The 16,475-nt window shown below is 62.9% G+C and carries 17 protein-coding genes and 2 tRNA genes; 8 read left to right on the forward strand and 11 right to left on the reverse strand.

Annotated elements, in window-relative coordinates; translation table 11 throughout:
* Positions 1-35: 35 nt before the first annotated feature.
* The 10 genes from ACYG9V_RS08935 to ACYG9V_RS08980 form a co-directional block, all read right to left on the reverse strand.
* Positions 36-111, reverse strand: a tRNA-Phe gene (locus ACYG9V_RS08935).
* A gap of 214 nt (positions 112-325) precedes the next feature.
* A complete protein-coding gene (yacG, locus tag ACYG9V_RS08940) occupies positions 326-517 on the reverse strand; it encodes a DNA gyrase inhibitor YacG (RefSeq protein ID WP_023669280.1) in 192 nt (63 codons plus the stop codon).
* Entirely contained in the window at positions 514-1,140 is a 627-nt protein-coding gene (locus tag ACYG9V_RS08945; protein ID WP_352712782.1) for a Maf-like protein, read from the reverse strand. The genes yacG and ACYG9V_RS08945 overlap by 4 nt, the downstream gene beginning before the upstream one ends.
* A gap of 19 nt (positions 1,141-1,159) precedes the next feature.
* The gene (gene infA, locus ACYG9V_RS08950) at positions 1,160-1,378 is read right to left on the reverse strand and encodes a translation initiation factor IF-1 (RefSeq protein WP_006200926.1); all 219 of its coding nucleotides are present in this window, start codon (positions 1,376-1,378) and stop codon (positions 1,160-1,162) included.
* A 185-nt stretch (positions 1,379-1,563) separates the two neighbouring features.
* Positions 1,564-2,028: an arsenate-mycothiol transferase ArsC gene (locus ACYG9V_RS08955; protein ID WP_081725519.1), complete on the reverse strand. Its 465-nt coding sequence runs from the start codon at positions 2,026-2,028 to the stop codon at positions 1,564-1,566.
* Positions 2,016-2,501 carry a UPF0262 family protein gene (locus ACYG9V_RS08960; RefSeq protein ID WP_023669283.1) on the reverse strand — a complete coding sequence of 162 codons (486 nt, stop codon included), beginning with the start codon at positions 2,499-2,501 and terminating at the stop codon, positions 2,016-2,018. Before ACYG9V_RS08960 ends, ACYG9V_RS08955 begins: the two co-directional genes overlap by 13 nt.
* Before the next feature lie 6 nt (positions 2,502-2,507).
* Positions 2,508-3,800 carry a histidinol dehydrogenase gene (gene hisD / locus ACYG9V_RS08965; RefSeq protein WP_023729049.1) on the reverse strand — a complete coding sequence of 431 codons (1,293 nt, stop codon included), beginning with the start codon at positions 3,798-3,800 and terminating at the stop codon, positions 2,508-2,510.
* Between the two features lie 134 nt (positions 3,801-3,934).
* Positions 3,935-4,369, reverse strand: a complete 435-nt coding sequence (locus ACYG9V_RS08970) for a DUF2948 family protein (protein WP_023753868.1) — start codon at positions 4,367-4,369, stop codon at positions 3,935-3,937.
* Between the two features lie 167 nt (positions 4,370-4,536).
* Entirely contained in the window at positions 4,537-5,829 is a 1,293-nt protein-coding gene (murA, locus tag ACYG9V_RS08975) for a UDP-N-acetylglucosamine 1-carboxyvinyltransferase (RefSeq protein ID WP_023732388.1), read from the reverse strand.
* 134 nt (positions 5,830-5,963) lie between these two features.
* Positions 5,964-6,158 carry a hypothetical protein gene (locus ACYG9V_RS08980; RefSeq protein WP_352765669.1) on the reverse strand — a complete coding sequence of 65 codons (195 nt, stop codon included), beginning with the start codon at positions 6,156-6,158 and terminating at the stop codon, positions 5,964-5,966.
* A gap of 150 nt (positions 6,159-6,308) precedes the next feature.
* Between ACYG9V_RS08980 and ACYG9V_RS08985 the strand changes: the two genes are divergently transcribed.
* The 8 genes from ACYG9V_RS08985 to ACYG9V_RS09020 all read left to right on the forward strand — a co-directional run bounded on the left by ACYG9V_RS08985 (position 6,309) and on the right by ACYG9V_RS09020 (position 15,549).
* Positions 6,309-6,383 (forward strand) — tRNA-Thr (locus tag ACYG9V_RS08985).
* A gap of 402 nt (positions 6,384-6,785) precedes the next feature.
* The gene (locus ACYG9V_RS08990; RefSeq protein ID WP_352765667.1) at positions 6,786-10,619 is read left to right on the forward strand and encodes a caspase family protein; all 3,834 of its coding nucleotides are present in this window, start codon (positions 6,786-6,788) and stop codon (positions 10,617-10,619) included.
* A 182-nt stretch (positions 10,620-10,801) separates the two neighbouring features.
* Positions 10,802-12,196, forward strand: a complete 1,395-nt coding sequence (locus ACYG9V_RS08995; RefSeq protein ID WP_023681905.1) for a multicopper oxidase family protein — start codon at positions 10,802-10,804, stop codon at positions 12,194-12,196.
* 153 nt (positions 12,197-12,349) lie between these two features.
* Positions 12,350-13,672, forward strand: a complete 1,323-nt coding sequence (locus ACYG9V_RS09000; protein WP_352538357.1) for an NAD(P)H-dependent oxidoreductase — start codon at positions 12,350-12,352, stop codon at positions 13,670-13,672.
* Between the two features lie 70 nt (positions 13,673-13,742).
* Positions 13,743-13,985 carry a type II toxin-antitoxin system VapB family antitoxin gene (locus ACYG9V_RS09005; RefSeq protein ID WP_023689347.1) on the forward strand — a complete coding sequence of 81 codons (243 nt, stop codon included), beginning with the start codon at positions 13,743-13,745 and terminating at the stop codon, positions 13,983-13,985.
* Entirely contained in the window at positions 13,985-14,164 is a 180-nt protein-coding gene (locus ACYG9V_RS09010) for a type II toxin-antitoxin system VapC family toxin (protein ID WP_245261319.1), read from the forward strand. Before ACYG9V_RS09005 ends, ACYG9V_RS09010 begins: the two co-directional genes overlap by 1 nt.
* A gap of 29 nt (positions 14,165-14,193) precedes the next feature.
* The gene (locus ACYG9V_RS09015; protein WP_280806608.1) at positions 14,194-14,376 is read left to right on the forward strand and encodes a type II toxin-antitoxin system VapC family toxin; all 183 of its coding nucleotides are present in this window, start codon (positions 14,194-14,196) and stop codon (positions 14,374-14,376) included.
* A gap of 273 nt (positions 14,377-14,649) precedes the next feature.
* Positions 14,650-15,549 carry an MBL fold metallo-hydrolase gene (locus ACYG9V_RS09020; protein ID WP_023825868.1) on the forward strand — a complete coding sequence of 300 codons (900 nt, stop codon included), beginning with the start codon at positions 14,650-14,652 and terminating at the stop codon, positions 15,547-15,549.
* 67 nt (positions 15,550-15,616) lie between these two features.
* On the opposite strand, the gene proC is transcribed toward ACYG9V_RS09020, so the two are convergent.
* Positions 15,617-16,432 (reverse strand): pyrroline-5-carboxylate reductase, encoded by an 816-nt coding sequence (gene proC, locus ACYG9V_RS09025; protein WP_023669294.1) that lies wholly within the window; start codon positions 16,430-16,432, stop codon positions 15,617-15,619.
* Positions 16,433-16,475: the final 43 nt, after the last annotated feature.

Below are 16,475 nucleotides of genomic sequence, written 5' to 3' on the forward strand. Positions count from 1 at the left end.
CGTAACCTATGTGTCCGGAATGGACCGGAGAGAAGTGGTGCCCAGAGGCGGATTCGAACCACCGACACGCGGATTTTCAGTCCGCTGCTCTACCAACTGAGCTATCTGGGCCTCGCCGGCAAACGAGACATCGCCTGACCGGATTTCAGGAAAGCGCCGTGGGGCACCCCTTGAAAGCGCGTGGGTTATAGCACGGGAATCCGGCCTGTCCAGCGCCTAAGCGCTGATTTTCCGGGGCAATTGTCGCAGACAATACCGACGCCGGCAAAGCAGCAATTGCGTAAGGTCGGCGAAGTGGAATTGCGCGGCCGGCACCGCCCAAACCCTACTTCGGCTCGTCGCTCTCGTCCTCGTCATCCCGCGCGGTGATGACATAGGCGCCCTTCAGCCAGCGGTTGAGGTCGATGTCCTTGCAGCGCTTCGAGCAGAACGGATAGGTCTCGCGCGCCGACGGCTTGCCGCATTCGGGGCAGGGGCGCTTCGGGCGCAGTGGTGTGACCTTATCGTCCAGGCTCATGGCCGCGCGGTATGCCAGCTGGTGTGGACCTTGAAGCCTTCGCCCGAAAGCAGCGCCACCGTCTCGTAGAGCGGCAGGCCGACAATGTTGGTGTAGGAGCCGACCAGCTTGACGACGAACGAACCGGCGAGACCCTGGACGGCATAGCCGCCGGCCTTGCCGCGCCATTCGCCGGAGGCGACATAGGCGTCGATCTCCTCGCGTGGAAGCCGCTTGAAGCGTACCCTGGATTCAACCAGCCTTTGGCGCAGCTTGCCGCCCGGCGTAATCAGGCAGATGCCGGAATAGACCCGGTGCGAACGGCCCGAAAGCAGTCCAAGGCAATTGGCGGCGTCGTCCAGCGTCTCGGCCTTGGGCAGGATGCGGCGTCCGACCGCGACCACCGTATCGGCGGCCAGCACGAAACTTGGCGCATAGTCTTCCTCGCTTTTCAGCGAGGCCAGCGCCTTCTCGGCCTTTTCCTTCGACAGCCGCTTGGCCAGCGAGCGCGGATGTTCGGCGCGCAGCGGCGTTTCGTCGACATCGGCTGGCAGCACGCGGTCCGGCTCGACGCCGGCCTGTTGCAACAGTTCGATCCGGCGCGGCGAACCAGAGGCAAGCACGAGCTTCTGCAGGATGCTCATCGCGGTTCGCGCCGGACTGTTACTTGAAACGGTAGGTGATGCGGCCCTTGGTCAGGTCATAGGGCGTCATCTCGACCAGGACCTTGTCGCCGGTCAGCACACGGATGCGGTTCTTGCGCATGCGGCCAGCCGTATGGGCGATGATCTCGTGTTCGTTTTCGAGCTTCACCCGGAACATCGCGTTGGGCAACAATTCCGTCACGACACCCGGAAACTCGAGGACTTCTTCCTTCGGCATTCGATACCTTTGCTTGGATTGCAGTTCCGGCGCCCTGGAGCGCCCAGGCCGGAATTTCGGCGGAACCTATATGATAATCGTGCGCTTGTGAACACGCTTAGATCGCGTCATATGCGACGCGCTCCAAGCTTTCGTTTTATGCATGTCGTTGTCTCAAAACCGGGACCGCTTTTGAGCGACATGCATCAATCCGCCGCGTTTTTTACCTCCGGAAGCAGAAAACGTCGGCTGATGCGCGCTTTCAGCCGTTCTCTCACGTCGCGATAGCTGGCCATGATCTGCTCGCGCCTGCCGCCGACATCGGTCGGATCCGGCATCGGCCAGTATTCGACGTCGACGGCAAGCGAGCGGGTGAGTTCGAGCGCGGCGTGGTGGGCTTCCGGCGCCAGGGTGACGATCAGGTCGAAATAATCGTCCTCGAGATCGTCCATCGAGCGCGGCTGGCGCTCGCCTAGCGTCAGGCCCTCTTCGGCCAGCACCGCGTCGACGAACGGATCGCGCTCGCCCCTGTGCACGCCGGCAGAGGCGACGAAAGTGGCCGGCGGCAGCATGCGCCGCGCCAGCTGCTCGGCCATCGGCGAGCGCACGGCGTTCATGCCGCACAAAAACAGGATCGAGCGGGGCGCCCCAGTCAGGTCTAACCCCGCCAGTGCAGCACGCAGACCAGCGTGAACAGCCGCCGCGCCGTGTCGAAGTCGATGTCGATCTTGCCGGCCAGCCGGTCCATCAACGTCTGCGAGCCTTCATTGTGCAGGCCGCGCCGGCCCATGTCGATCGCCTCGATATGGCTTGGCGTCGAGGAGCGGATGGCGTCGTAATAGCTTTCGCAGATCAGGTAGTAGTCCTTGACGATGCGCCTGAGCGGCGTCAGCGACAGGATATGGGTGACGACATCAGCACCATCCTCGCGGGCGACCGCAAACACCAGCCGGGATTCGGCCAGCGAGAGCTTCAGCCGATAAGGCCCGGCGCCGTCATCATTGACCGGCTGAAAGCTGTTTTCTTCGATCAGGTCGAAGATCGCCACCGCGCGCTCATGTTCGACATCGGGCGTCGAACGGCCGATCGACTCGTCGAGCTCGACATCGATCAGCCTTGCGCGGGTTTGATCGCCGTCCGCCATCGCCGCCTACATGTTCAGCCGGATGGCGACGGAGCGGCCATGCGCGTCGAGGCCTTCCGCCTTGGCCAGCGCAATCGCCGCCGGCGCAAGTGCTCTCAGCTGCTCCGGCCCGAGCTTCAGGATCGAGGTGCGCTTGACGAAATCGAGCACCGACAGGCCCGAAGAGAAGCGCGCCGAACGCGCCGTCGGCAGCACGTGGTTGGAGCCGCCGACATAGTCGCCGATGACTTCGGGCGTATGGCGTCCCAGAAACACAGCGCCCGCATTGCGCATCCTGGCCAGGAAGCCCTCGGCATCGTCGATGGCGAGTTCCACATGTTCGGCGGCGATGCGGTCGACCAGCGGCAGCGCGGCTTCGATGGTCTCCACCAGGATCACCGCGCCGAAATCGCGCCAGCTGGCAGCCGCCGTCTCGGCGCGCGGCAGGCTCAGCAATTGGCGCTCGACCGCCTGTTCGACTGCTTTTCCAAACGCAGGATCGTTGGTGATCAGGATCGATTGCGCCGACACGTCGTGCTCGGCCTGCGCCAGAAGATCGGCGGCGATCCAGTCGGGATCGTTGCTGCCGTCGGCCACCACCAGCACTTCAGACGGTCCGGCAATCATGTCGATGCCGACCGTGCCGAACACCTGGCGCTTGGCGGCGGCGACATAGGCATTGCCGGGCCCGACGATTTTGGCGACCGGCCGGATCGTCTGCGTGCCATAGGCGAGAGCGGCGATCGCCTGCGCGCCGCCGACGCGGTAAATCTCTGAAACGCCTGATATATCGGCGGCCACCAGCACCAGCGGATTGATGATGCCGCCCGGCGCCGGCACGACGATGACGATGCGCTCGACGCCCGCCACCCTGGCCGGCACGGCGTTCATCAGCACCGAGCTTGGATAGCTTGCCGTGCCGCCCGGCACATAGAGCCCGACCGCCTCGATCGCCGTCCAGCGCGAACCCAACTCGACCCCGGCGGCATCGGTATAGCGATCGTCCTTGGGCATTTGTCGCTCGTGATGGGATCGGATGCGGTCGCGCGCGAATTTGAGCGCATCGACCGTCTGCGGATCGGCGTCTTTGTAGGCCTGCGCGATGTCGTCCTTCGACACGGCGATGCCGAGGCTATTGAGGTCGGCCTTGTCGAATTTCAGCGTGTAGTCGACCAGGGCAGCGTCGCCCTCGGCACGAACCCGCGCAATGATGGCACGCACGGCAGTGTCGACGTCCTCCGATACTTCCCGCTTGGTGGTCAGGAAGGCGGCGAAACGCTGCGCGAAACCGGCATCGGATTGGATAAGCGTAATGGCCATCGGCTGCGTCTAGATCATGGTGAGATTTGCTTGAAATCTCATCATGATCTAGCCCTTTGTTGGAGCATGATCTCTGGACAAACGATTCCCGTTTTGTCCAACAAAAACCGGCACCCACTTTTTGGGATCATGCTCTAGACCCTGTGCACCGGACGCGAGGTGGCTTCCCAGGCGCCGCCTATGTCGGCAAGCCGTGCCTCGATGCATTCGACGTCGAGCATGATCGCGCCGCCGCCGGAAAAGACCAATTCGACGATGCCGGCCGGCTTGCTGATTTCGATAAAGCTGATTGCCAGAAGCGACAGCACCTCGGCCGGCCGATCGCGGGCAATGCCGCTGGTCTTGGCGCCGAGCACGCGGTCGAAATGCAACACCGCCTGGCGCCGCTCATTGTGCTGGCTGAACAATCCGGACTTCGCCTCCCAGACGAAGCGTTTCATGGTCAATATGAAACGCTTGGCCGAAGGCAGGTATTCGAGATCCGAGACCTTCATCACGGCGTCCTGGACGTGAGCCGAGACGATGCTCAGATCCTGATCGTCGAGCGCAATGAGTTTGAGGGCTGCCATGCCGAATGCACACCTGAAAGTTGGTTTCAGCCTTCTGTTAGGCGGTCTTTCCGGTCGGTGCAACCGCGACACGAATTCAACCCGAGGCTAGCGCCTCGGGTTTGAAGTGTTGGCGGTGAATGGAGGCAGCACCAGACGCCTGTCTGTCTGAAGCAACTGCCGTGCGGTCAAGCCGAAATCCGCTCGATCACCGCGCCGCAATTGGACAGCTTTTCTTCCAGCCGCTCAAAACCGCGGTCGAGGTGGTAGACGCGGTTGACCGTCGTTTCGCCTTCGGCCGCCAGACCGGCGATGACCAGCGACACCGAGGCGCGCAGATCGGTCGCCATCACGGGCGCGCCCTTCAGCTTGGAGACGCCGTCGACGATCGCCGTTTGGCCGGACAGCGTGATGTGGGCGCCGAGCCGGGCCAGTTCCTGCACATGCATGAAGCGGTTTTCAAAGATGGTCTCGGTGATGCGCGACTTGCCTTTGGCCATGGTCATCAGGCCCATGAACTGCGCCTGCAGATCGGTCGGGAAGGCCGGGAACGGCGCCGTCGTTACGTCGACCGGCGAAATGCCGGCGCCGTTGCGCCGGACGCGAATGCCGGAATTGGTCGGCGTGATCTCGGTACCGGTCTGGGCAATCACATCCAACGCGGTCTGTAGCAGCTCGGGGCGGGCGCCTTCGAGCACGACATCGCCGCCGGTCATGGCCACAGCCATGGCATAGGTCCCGGTCTCGATGCGGTCGGGGATGACGCGCACTCGCGCGCCCGACAGCGATTCGACGCCATCGATGGTGATGGTTGGAGTGCCGGCGCCGGAAATTTTTGCGCCCATGGCGTTGAGGCATTCGGCGAGGTTGACGATTTCGGGCTCGCAGGCGGCGTTTTCCAGCACCGTCTCGCCCTTGGCGAGCGCCGCCGCCATCATCAGCACATGGGTGGCGCCGACGGAGACTTTCGGGAACACATAGCGATTGCCGACGAGGCGGCCGTTCCTGGTCTTGGCCAGCACATAACCAGTGTCGACATCGATGTCGGCGCCCAGCGCCTGCAGGCCTTCAAGGAACAGGTCGACCGGCCGCGTGCCGATGGCGCAACCGCCGGGAAGCGACACTTTCGCCTCGCCCATGCGGGCCAGCAGCGGGCCGATCACCCAGAACGATGCCCGCATCTTCGACACCAGTTCGTAAGGCGCGGTCGTGTCGACGATGTTGCGGGCCGAGAAGTTGATGGTGCGCGAATAGCCCTCATTCTGCTTCTCGCGGCGGCCATTGACCGAATAGTCGACGCCGTGATTGCCGAGAATGCGGATCAGCTGCTCGACATCGGCCAGATGCGGCACGTTTTCCAGCGTCAGCGTGTCGTCGGTGAGCAGCGAGGCGATCATCAGCGGCAAAGCGGCGTTTTTCGCGCCCGAAATCGGAATGCTTCCGGCGAGCTTGTTGCCGCCGACAATTCTGATGCGATCCATGAGAGAATGTCCCCTCGGCCCGAAAGGCCGGTTTTCGTCAGTTTGCGTATCGGCCCGTCTAGACCATTGGCCGGCTTGGTTCAAGATTCCTGAGCCCGTTGGCCAAGTTGGCCGGCCAGTGTGGCCGATATCGGTCAGTCCTTGTGCATTTTTTCAGCAGCCGCCAGGCCTTCCGGGCGCTGGTCAGCGTCACCGGTGCGCCGCGAACGCGCTTGCGTCTTGCGCTTCATGAGATTGGCGCGCAACTGCTCGGCCAGACGGTCCTTGCGGTTAATCCCGCCCTTTTTTGCCGGATCAGCCTTTTTCGGTGGATTTATCTTGTCGTCCATCGTTCCGTCCCGCCCGCGACTGGCAGGGCCTGCCGTTCAAGGGATAGCTAGCATTGTGGCGCCGCCATGTCAGCGAAACTTGTCTGGCAAAGCCTTTCACAGACGCCTTGCGCTTGCCGGTTCTATATGGCAGAAGCCCCGCCATCAGCGGCTGCGGTAGCTCAGTGGTAGAGCACTCCCTTGGTAAGGGAGAGGTCGAGAGTTCAATCCTCTCTCGCAGCACCAGTTCATTCCCTTTGATTTTAAAACGATGCAGTCGCGAAGTCGGGGTCTCGTTGCGGACCAAAAAAGCCGGCTGACGTAAAAGTGCCAATCCCGCGCATCCAACCGTGGCCCCCTCGCCCGGAAACATTGAGAGAAAGAGGCTCTACGGGGCCGGACGACTGCTCAACAAGTCCGGACCTGTCAACTCATGAACAGGCCGGACTGGCCGTATCCGGCATGCTGAACACTACCGCTCGCACGCTGAAAGCCAGCCGCCTCGTACGCATATCCATGACAAGAACACAGCTCGCCCAAGGACTTGCCACCGGCCGGCCATCATGATGCCATCTCGCTTGCGGAAGATAGCGTCGGGTTTTGGGGTAGAGAATGCTCTTTGGGCGAACAGCAGGTGCGACAGGGCGCATGTGCGCGGCACTTGCCGCGGCACTGGTGTGCCTATGCGTGTTTGGCCCCGCTTGGGCTGAAGAGCCGAAGGCGCTGAAAGGCGTCGCGCTCATCATCGGTCAGTCCGACTACCAGCATGTGGGCAAACTGCCCAATCCGGAAAACGACGCCCGCGCCATCGAGGAGATGTTCGACAAGCTCGGCTTCGAGACCAATGTCGCCACCAACCGCGACGCACGCAAATTGCGGCGCGATCTCGAAGGCTTCGTCGACGATGCCGAGGGCGCCGATGTCGCCATCATCTACTATTCCGGCCACGGCATCGAAGCCGGCGGCGAGAATTATCTGGTCCCTGTCGATGCCGATATTTCGGCGCTCGACAATGCCGGCGAAAAGTTGGTGCCGCTGTCGTCCATCGTCGCCGAACTGAAGGCCAAGGTGCCGGTCACCATCGTTCTGCTGGACGCCTGCCGCAACGATCCGTTCCCGCCGGGCACGCTCCTGAAGCTGGCGCCGGGCGACGAAGGCAAGCCGATTGGCGCCGGCGGTCTCGGGGAAACGCGCGGCGTGGTTTCCCTGAAGGGCGGCGCCGACGCCAAGGGCTCGGTCGACGACAGCCTCGGCCAGGTCATCGCCTTTGCCGCCGAGCCCGGCAAGGTTGCGCTGGACGGTCCGGCCGATGGCAACAGCCCCTATGCGGCAGCGATCCTGCGCCACATCGACACGATGGGCGGCGAGGAATTCGGCACCGTTTTGCGCATGATCGGCGAGGAGGTCTATCTCAAGACCAACGGCCAGCAGCGGCCCTGGGTCAATGAGAGCCTGCGCCGGCTGCTCTATTTCGGTACCCCCGCCGAGGCGCCGAAAGGCGACGAGGGGGAAATCCTAAGGGAGCGGCGCCAGCTCCTGCTGACTATCTCGACGCTACCCGATCCGGAGCGCCGCCAGATCGAAACCATAGCGCGTGACGGCAAGGTGCCGATGGATGGGCTCTATGCCATGCTGAAGGCGCTCGGGGTCGACATACCCAAGGATCCGGCCGAACTCGACAAATTGCTGCGCGGCCAGACCGAGCGGCTGAAACAGGTGCTGGCCGAGCAGGCCGCGCTGAAGAGCCAGGACCCGGAGATCGTCAGGCTGACCGGGCTCGCCGAACAGGCGGTACGGGAGGGCGCGCTCGAGGCCGCCAAAAAATTCCACGAGCAGGCCAAGGCGCGCGTCGGCGAACTGTCAACGACTGTCGATCAGGCGGAGGCCGACATCAAGGCACGGCGGCAGGAGTTTGCGGAGGTTTTCGCCAGCAGTGCGCAAACCTATGAACTGTCCTTTGACTATCTGAAGGCGGCTCAAGATTACGCCAAGGCCTATGACGAGGTAGAAAAATGGAGCGACGAGGACGCCTGGACCTACAAGTCAGCGGAAGCCGAGGCGCTCTCCGCGCACGGCTCTTTTTCGGGCGACAACGCCTTTCTGCTCCAGGCCGTCGCGGCCTATGAAAAGAGCCTGAGTTATGTGACGCGCGAAAACGCGCCGATCCGCTGGTCGGCCACCGAAAACAATATCGCAATCACTCTGTCGACACTGGGCGAGCGCGAGGCCGGCCGCGACAATCTCGACAAGTCGGCAGCCGCCTTTGAGCAAGCGCTGAGCGTCTACACGCGCGACGCCTATCCGGACGACTGGGCCAGGACTTTCGGCAATCTAGGCGCGGTCTACTGGCAGCTCGGCCGGCGCGAGAACGGCACCGCGCTGCTCGAAAAGGCGGTCGCCGCCTTCCGCTCGGTGCTTGAGGTTCAGGGGTCGAAGAAACTACCACTCGAATGGGCGGCGACCGAGAACAATCTCGGCGTTGTGCTGTCCGAACTGGGCGAGCGCGAGCCGACGAGCGACAGCTTTCGCGCAGCGATATCGGCGCATCGCGCCGCGCTGACAGAATATCGCCGGGATCGCGTACCGCTCGACTGGGCATTGAGCCAGATCAATCTGGGTGTCGTTCTGGCGAGCCTCGGCGCGCGCGAAAAGGATGTACCGACGCTTGAGCAATCGGTCGCGGCCTTCCAGGCGGCGGCTGAGGAGATGACCAGGGAACGCGCGCCGGCGCAATGGGCGACGATCCAGAACAATTTGAGCACCGCATTCGAGTCGATCGGCGAGATCAACGGCGATATCGCCGCGTTGCAGCGCGCGCGGGAGGCGGCGGAGGCATCGCTTACGGTTTGGACGCGCGAGCACGCCGCGGCGAGCTGGGCCAACGGCCAGCTGACGCTCGGCAACGCCTTGCAGCGCCTCGGCGCCAAGCAGAAGAACAAGGAACTGCTGCTGCAGGCAGCCACCGCGTACCAGGCCGCTCTGTCCGAATATCCGCGTGAGAAACTGCCGCTCGACTGGGCTTCGCTGCAGCAGAATCTGGGATCGGTCAACGACACGCTCGGCGGTCTCGATACGGGAACCGATTACTACATTCAGGCGGTGACCGCGTATCGTCAGGCATGGGAGGTCTATACCGCAACCGCCGCGCCGGGCGAGTTCGCTTCGATTGGTTACAGCCTTGCAGGCACGCTATCGAACTGGGGCGAACGCGCGGGGGACATCTCGACCCTGCGGCAGGCGATCGATGTCTACGGTCAGGTGCTCAGGGTTCGCACCCGCGACAAGGACCCAGCCAATTGGGCCAAGACGGAATTCCGCCTCGGCTGCGCGTTGATGATGTCAGGCAAGCTGGCCTCTGACGATCAACTGCTGCAGCAATCGGTCGACGCGCTGCGGGCGGCGCTCGACGGGCAGACGAAAGGCGGTGATGTCACGGAGATCGGCCAGACGCGGCGCGTGCTCGGCCAGACCCTGTCGATCCTGGGCGACAATACATCCAACCTGGACTTGCTGGCGCAAGCAGCCGACATGCTGGAAGCCGCGCTCCCCGCCTACTCCAAGGACGCCGACCCGGAGGAGTGGGCCAATATCAATTACGACCTCGGCTTTGCCCTCTACAGCCAGGGCCGGATTGGTGGCGACGCCACGTTCTACGCCAAGGCCGTGCAGAGCTTCGAGACGGCAGCGCGGATCTACGACGGTTTTCCCAACCGCATGCAATGGGCGCGCACCAAGGGCGATATCGGCAATGCCTTGCTGATGGCCGCGGACGGCAAGGACGTCGAGTTGCTCACCCGCGCGATTGCCGCCTATGACGCAGCGCTCAGCGTGGTAACGCGCGAGAATGCGCTGGCTGTCTGGGAGAACAATCAGAACAATCTCGCCGGCGGGCTGTCGAGTCTTGGTTACTGGGCGAACGATGTCGGCAAGCTGAAACGAGCCGCTCAGATCTACCGCGACCTCGCCACGGTGCGAACGATCACCCGCGATCCCGATCTCTGGATCACCAACCAGACCAGTCTCGCGCAGACGCTGAGCATGATCGCGGCCCGCGAGCCTTCGGCTGAATTGTACGAGGAGGCGATTGTCGTCAACCGGGCGCTTGCCGAGCAGCTCGGTCGCGACCGCGATCCCGAACGTTGGGCCAATGCGCGCAACGAGATGGGCTATGCCTTGACCATGGCCGGCCGCGCCGAAAACAATGTCGCGCATTTCGAGGAGGCGGTGTTGGTCCTGCGCGAGGCGATCGTGGTGCAAAAGAAGATCAATTCGGTGCCGGCTGTCGCCTTCACGCAGGACAGCCTGTGCGACGTGCTGGTCGATCTGGGCGCCGCCCACAAGGACAAGGCGATGGCACAGGAAGCGATCGCCGCATGCCAGGACGCGCTCGTCATCTTCCGTGACAAGAAGATGGACGATCTCGCCGCCGGTTCCGAAAAGAACCTCGCCGAGGCACAGGCGTTGCTGGCCGAGTTGCATTAATCCGAGCCCGCGCTCCCGGATGCGGGCGAATGGTGGGCACGCCAGCGTTCACGCTGTTGCGCAAGCAGATGTCACCGGCTCGCCATGGCATGACAGAGATGCGATGTGGCAGTATCGGCTTGTGCGCCGGTCGCCACCCGTCATTCAGGACGACAGGTAATCATATTCCGTTGGAGCGCCAGATGACCCTATTCACCCGCCGCAGGCTTTTGAAAACGGCCGCGGTTGCCGGCGCTGGCGGGGTTGGCCTTGCAGCGATGGCCAGGCTTGGTGACTGGGCCGCGGCCGCACCGGAGCCGGTGGTTCTCAAGACGGCAAAGATCCAGGCCAGGTTCATGGATATCGGCCAGACCCGCGATGTGCTGACTTATGGAGAGGCCAAAATGCCGCCGGTGCTCAGGATGAAAAAGGGCGAGCCTTTCGCCGCACGGCTTGTCAACGGCATCGACGATCCGACGACCATCCACTGGCACGGCATTCGCGTTCCAAACAAGATGGACGGTGTTCCTTTCCTGGTTCAGCCTTACGTCTACACCGGCGATCATTTCGACTATGCCTTCACGCCGCCCGACGCCGGCACGTTCTGGTATCACCCGCATTGCAACACGCTGGAGCAGATGGGCCACGGCCTGACCGGCGTGATCGTGGTCGAAAACCCGGGCGATCCGAAATTCGATGCGGAGGCGGTCATCAATCTGCGAGACTGGCGGCTCGGCGACGACGCCCAGTTCATCCAGCAGTTCCGGCCGCGCGATGCCGCGAAAACCGGCACCTATGGCACGGTGCGCACCGCCAACTGGCTCGACCAGCCGCAATTCGACGCGCCGGCCGGCGGGTTGGTGCGGCTGCGGGTCGCCATCACCGATGTCACCCGCATCTACGCCTTTCGCGTCGAGGGTGGGGAGGCCGCGGTCATCGCGCTGGACGGCAATCCGGTGCCGCAGCGTTTTGCGCCCGATGCTTTGCTGCTCGGACCGGGGCAGCGCATGGAGCTCGCCATCCGCATGCCTGACCAGGAGGGCGCGATCGTCAGCCTGGGCGACATCAGAGGCACCAAACCCAAGGTCCTCGCCACCTTGCGCGCCACCGGCAGCTCGCTCAAGCGCGATTTGCGAGACCTCGCACCGCTGGAAGCCAACCCGGTGCCGAAGGTGGATCTCGCCAGCGCGAAACACATCGCGCTCTCGCTCAGCGCCACGGCGGAAAACGTGCCGAGCGACAGCATATGCGGCACGCTAGGCTACTCCTTCTGGGCCATCAACAAGGTACCGTGGCCGGGCGACACGCCGGATCCGACCGCGCCTTTGGCCGAGCTGAAGCTCGGCAAAAACTATGTCATCGACATGGAGAATTTGACGCCGCAATCGCATCCGATGCATCTGCACGGCATGAGCTTCAAGGTGCTGTCGTCGTCGACACGCCAGGTTCAGCCGGTCATCTCCGACACCTATCTCATGCAGCCCAACGAGAAGGTTCAGCTCGGTTTCGTCGCCGACAATCCCGGCGACTGGCTGCTGCACTGCCACATCATCGAACATCAGAAAACCGGCATGACGAGCTATATCAGGGTGGTTTGACGCCGAGGCGGGTCAATCAGCCTCTACCGGGGTTGGCCTCACCGGCCGGGCCTGTTGCCGGAGAAATTGCCGGTGCTCGCCGGTTTCGTTGGCAAAGCGGCGCCGTTCCCTGCTATTCCCGCCTGCAAATCAAGAAGCCGTGGACACGCTTGCATGACCAATGTCGCCCTGACCGGACTGGCCCGCGATCTCGCCAGGCGCGCCGCCGAGGGACGCCCGGTGCGCATCGGCGTCATCGGCTCCGGTGAAATGGGCACCGACCTGGTCACGCAAGGCATGCTGATGCCGGGCATCGAGGTCTGCGCCATCTCGACGAGGCGCCCGCACACCGCGCGTGACGCTATCCGCATCGCCTATGGCGACGAGGCGATGGCGGCCGAGACCGACACGCAATCGAAGGTCATGGCGGCGATCGAGGCCGGGAAAATCGCCATCACCTCAAACGAGATGCTGGTCACCAATCCGCTGATCGACGTCGTCATCGACGCCACCGGAAAGCCTGGTGTCGCCGCCGATTTCGACTTGAAGGCGATGGAGCACGGCAAGCACCTGGTGATGATGAATGTCGAGGCCGACGTCACCATCGGCTGCTATCTCAAGCAGCAGGCAGACCGGCTCGGCGTCGTCTATTCGGTCGGCGCCGGCGACGAGCCGTCGAGCTGCATGGAGCTGATCGAGTTCGCCTCCGCGCTCGGCTACACCATCGTCTCGGCCGGCAAGGGCAAGAACAACCCGCTCAACCACGATGCCGTTCCGGATGACTATCGCGAGGAAGCCCTTCGCCGCAACATGAACCCGCGCATGCTGGTCGAGTTCGTCGACGGCTCGAAAACCATGGTCGAGATGTGCGCCATCGCCAACGCCACCGGGCTGGTCCCAGACGTTCCCGGCATGCACGGCCCGAAGGCCGACCGCGATCAGCTGGCCAAGGTGCTCATCCCGAAGGCGGATGGCGGCATCCTGTCGAAGAAGGGCGTTGTCGACTACACCATCGGCAAGGGCGTGGCGCCCGGCGTGTTCGTCATCGTCGAGGCGACGCATCCGCGCATCGTCGAGCGCATGGACGACCTGCACATAGGCCACGGCCCCTACTACAGCTTCTTCCGGCCGTATCATCTGACCTCGCTGGAAGTGCCGCTGACGGCGGCCCGTATCATGCTCTACGGCCGCCCCGACATGGTGCCGCTGCCGAAGCCGGTGGCCGAAGTCTGCGCGGTGGCCAAGCGCGATCTCGCCACGGGCGAGACCTTCGATGCCATCGGCGAGACTTGCTACCGCTCCTGGACCATGACCGTCGAAGAGGCGCGCGCCAATCTGGCAGTGCCGGTCGGCCTGCTCGAAGGCGGCAAGGTGCTGAAACCGGTGAGGAAGGGCGAACTGCTCACCGCCGACAATGCTACGCCCGACCGCACGACCAGGCTGTTCGCTTTGCGGAAGCTGCAGGATGATATGCTCTACGGGGCTGAGATGGCATGAACAGGCCAGCTCTCTGGCTTTGTCATGACAACTCCCTATGTTGTAGTGGCACCGAACGGAGGCTTCCAGGATGAATCTCCAGATCAGAGACCCGCGCGCCCGTGACCTCGCCCGGCAGCTTGCCGAAAAGCGAAAGATTTCATTGACCGAGGCGGTGATCGAGGCGCTCGAATCCGAGCTTCAGCGCGAACGTGAACGAGTTCCGCTGGCTGAGCGGCTGGCCGCCATATCGAACGATCTGAAGGCCAAGGCGGGAAGCGGCGGCAGGGATTTGACTAAGGATGAGATCGACGAGATGTGGGGACATTCCTGATGTTCATCGACACCTCGGTGGTGATCGCTGTCCTCGCCGGAGAGGAAGACGCCGCCGATTGGAGCCGCCGGATCGGGCAGGCCTCGATACGGATAACATCTCCGCTGGTCGTGCTCGAAGCGGCGATGCGGCTTTCGTCGAAGTTGGTGGTGGAGCCGCTCTCGCCGAAAGGGCAATAGGAGACTTCCTGCGCGAAGCCGCGATCGAGGTGGTTCCGATCGAAAGAGGTGATGCCAAGCTCGCGATCCAGGCTTTTTCGAACTATGGCAAAGGTCGCGGCCACCCGGCTCAGCTCAACCTCGCTGACTGCCTGTCATATGCCTCGGCAAAAAGCCGTGGGATGCCCTCGCTCTACAAAGGGAAAGGCTTTTCCCACACCGATCTGGCCTGATCCTACTCCCCCAGTTCCACGATTCGGTCAGCAGCTTCGTCAGCCGCTCCCGCCCAGCAGGCCAAATGCTGCCGCGGTCGCGCCATGGGGCTGTTGACCTGCTCGCGCAACACGCCTGATCATTGCGCTCGTGCTGACGACGCAGACCATCGGCTGCGATTGTATGATCCATTCATATAGTCTGTCTTTTTGATCCGGGTTTTTCAAACGATGCCGAGATGCCAATCTCCAAACGATCAGTTGAACCCCATTGAGGTTGAAATCTTGCAAACCATTTGGACAAGACGCGAAACAATGAAAACCCTTCTGGCAACGGGCATGGTTGCCATGCTTCAGCCTCTGGCTTTTGCAGCCAAGGCCGCCGCCAAGCTGGAATGGACCTATTTTCAGGCTGACGAGAAGGGTTTCCGCCGCACGCCGGTGCTGCTGACCGGTGAGAAGGAAGCCATCCTCCTCGATGGCGGATTTACGCTGTCGGATGGCCGTGCGGTCGCGGATGCGATCAAGGCGACGGGCAAGACTCTGACCACGATCTACGTCAGCTGCAGCGACCCTGACTATTATTTCGGCCTGCGTCCCGTCGCGGATGAATTCCCCGGCGCCAAGATCATCGCAGCCGGCGCAACGGTGGCGGCGATCAAAGCCAATGTTCAAGCCAAGCTCGATGTCTGGAGCCCGCAGCTCAAGGACAATGGACCGAAGGTCCTGGCGGATGTCGTCATTCCCGAGGCTTCCGATATTACCTCACTTGAAATCGAAGGAAACAAGATCGAGATCGTCACCGTCGCCGATCTGAAAGACCGCCGCTATCTCTGGGTGCCCAGCCTTGAAGCCGTGTTTGGCGGCGTGCTGATCTCGTCCGGCGTGCATGTCTGGGTTGCCGACGAGCCAACCGTAGACGACCGTAAAAAATGGATTGCTGCGCTTGATGAAATCACGGCGCGCAAACCCAAAATCGTGGTGCCGTCCCATCAGGTAGCCGGCGCGCCGGACGGTCTTGCGGCCGTGGAATTCACCCGCGCCTACCTCGAAGCCTTCAACGAGGAAGCCGGGAAATCGAAATCCAGCGTGGAACTGATTGCGGCGATGAAGCGGCGCTATCCTGATATTATTGACGTCTCGTCGCTGGAACTGGGAGCAAAGGTCGCCAAGGGTGAAATGAAGTGGGGCTGATACGGTTGGCCCGGGGCTAAGGCAGGAGCACACGGGCCACCTACAGCCCTGACGTATCGCGAACGGTTTACTTCCCCAATTCCACCGACCGCAGCCGTGCCGCTTCGACTGCTTCGGTCAGCAGCTTCGTCAGCCGGTCTTCGCCCATCAGCACGGCAAGGGCGGCTGCCGTGGTTCCGTTGGGGCTGGTCACCTGCTGGCGCAGGACGCCGGGCTCCTCGCCGCTTTCGGCAGCGAGTGCAGCAGCGCCATAGACGGTCTGCATGGCCAGCAGCCTGGCAGTCTCGGTCGGCAGCCCGGCCTTCTCGGCTGCAACCGTAAGCGCCTCGATGAAATGGAAGATGTAGGCCGGACCGGACCCCGAAACCGCCGTCACCGCGTCCATTAGGCCTTCGTCGTCGATCGTCGTCACCACACCGCTCGCCGACAGCAGCTCGGCAACGAAACGCCTGATGTCGTCGGTCACCAGCGGGTTGGAATAGACCACCATCATGCCCTTGCCGATCGCGGCCGGCGTGTTGGGCATGCAGCGGATAACAGGCGCGAGATGGCCAAGTATGTGCTCGAAGGTGGCGACCGGCGTGCCCGCGGCGATGCTGACGAAGGTGGTCCTGCCGTCGCCGAAGCGCTTGTAGGCGGCGGTGACGTCGCGGATCACCTGCGGCTTGACGGCGATGACGACGAGGTCGGGCTCTGCGTCGGCGGGGATCCCGTTCGCGTCCGCGGCGACACTGCAACCGAGGTGCTCGGCGCGCTTGCGCAATTCGGCATTGGGCTCGACCACGAACACGGCTTGCGGGGCAAGCTTGCCGGATTTCAGCCAGCCCGCAAGCATGGCGTAACCCATATTGCCGCAACCGGCGAGAACAAGCCTGATCGTCATTGAGAGCCCTCCGAGACAAGGGTTCTCCTTAGACGCTAGCGGG

The organism is Mesorhizobium sp. W016 (assembly GCF_054719485.1).

Bases quoted from the DNA above. Each gene is read 5' to 3' on its own strand.
- yacG (WP_023669280.1), bottom strand. From the start codon at position 517: ATGAGCCTGGACGATAAGGTCACACCACTGCGCCCGAAGCGCCCCTGC.
- ACYG9V_RS08945 (WP_352712782.1), bottom strand. From the start codon at position 1,140: ATGAGCATCCTGCAGAAGCTCGTGCTTGCCTCTGGTTCGCCGCGCCGG.
- infA (WP_006200926.1), bottom strand. From the start codon at position 1,378: ATGCCGAAGGAAGAAGTCCTCGAGTTTCCGGGTGTCGTGACGGAATTG.
- ACYG9V_RS08960 (WP_023669283.1), bottom strand. From the start codon at position 2,501: ATGGCGGACGGCGATCAAACCCGCGCAAGGCTGATCGATGTCGAGCTC.
- hisD (WP_023729049.1), bottom strand. From the start codon at position 3,800: ATGGCCATTACGCTTATCCAATCCGATGCCGGTTTCGCGCAGCGTTTC.
- ACYG9V_RS08970 (WP_023753868.1), bottom strand. From the start codon at position 4,369: ATGGCAGCCCTCAAACTCATTGCGCTCGACGATCAGGATCTGAGCATC.
- murA (WP_023732388.1), bottom strand. From the start codon at position 5,829: ATGGATCGCATCAGAATTGTCGGCGGCAACAAGCTCGCCGGAAGCATT.
- ACYG9V_RS08980 (WP_352765669.1), bottom strand. From the start codon at position 6,158: ATGGACGACAAGATAAATCCACCGAAAAAGGCTGATCCGGCAAAAAAG.
- ACYG9V_RS08990 (WP_352765667.1), top strand. From the start codon at position 6,786: ATGTGCGCGGCACTTGCCGCGGCACTGGTGTGCCTATGCGTGTTTGGC.
- ACYG9V_RS08995 (WP_023681905.1), top strand. From the start codon at position 10,802: ATGACCCTATTCACCCGCCGCAGGCTTTTGAAAACGGCCGCGGTTGCC.
- ACYG9V_RS09000 (WP_352538357.1), top strand. From the start codon at position 12,350: ATGACCAATGTCGCCCTGACCGGACTGGCCCGCGATCTCGCCAGGCGC.
- ACYG9V_RS09005 (WP_023689347.1), top strand. From the start codon at position 13,743: ATGAATCTCCAGATCAGAGACCCGCGCGCCCGTGACCTCGCCCGGCAG.
- ACYG9V_RS09010 (WP_245261319.1), top strand. From the start codon at position 13,985: ATGTTCATCGACACCTCGGTGGTGATCGCTGTCCTCGCCGGAGAGGAA.
- proC (WP_023669294.1), bottom strand. From the start codon at position 16,432: ATGACGATCAGGCTTGTTCTCGCCGGTTGCGGCAATATGGGTTACGCC.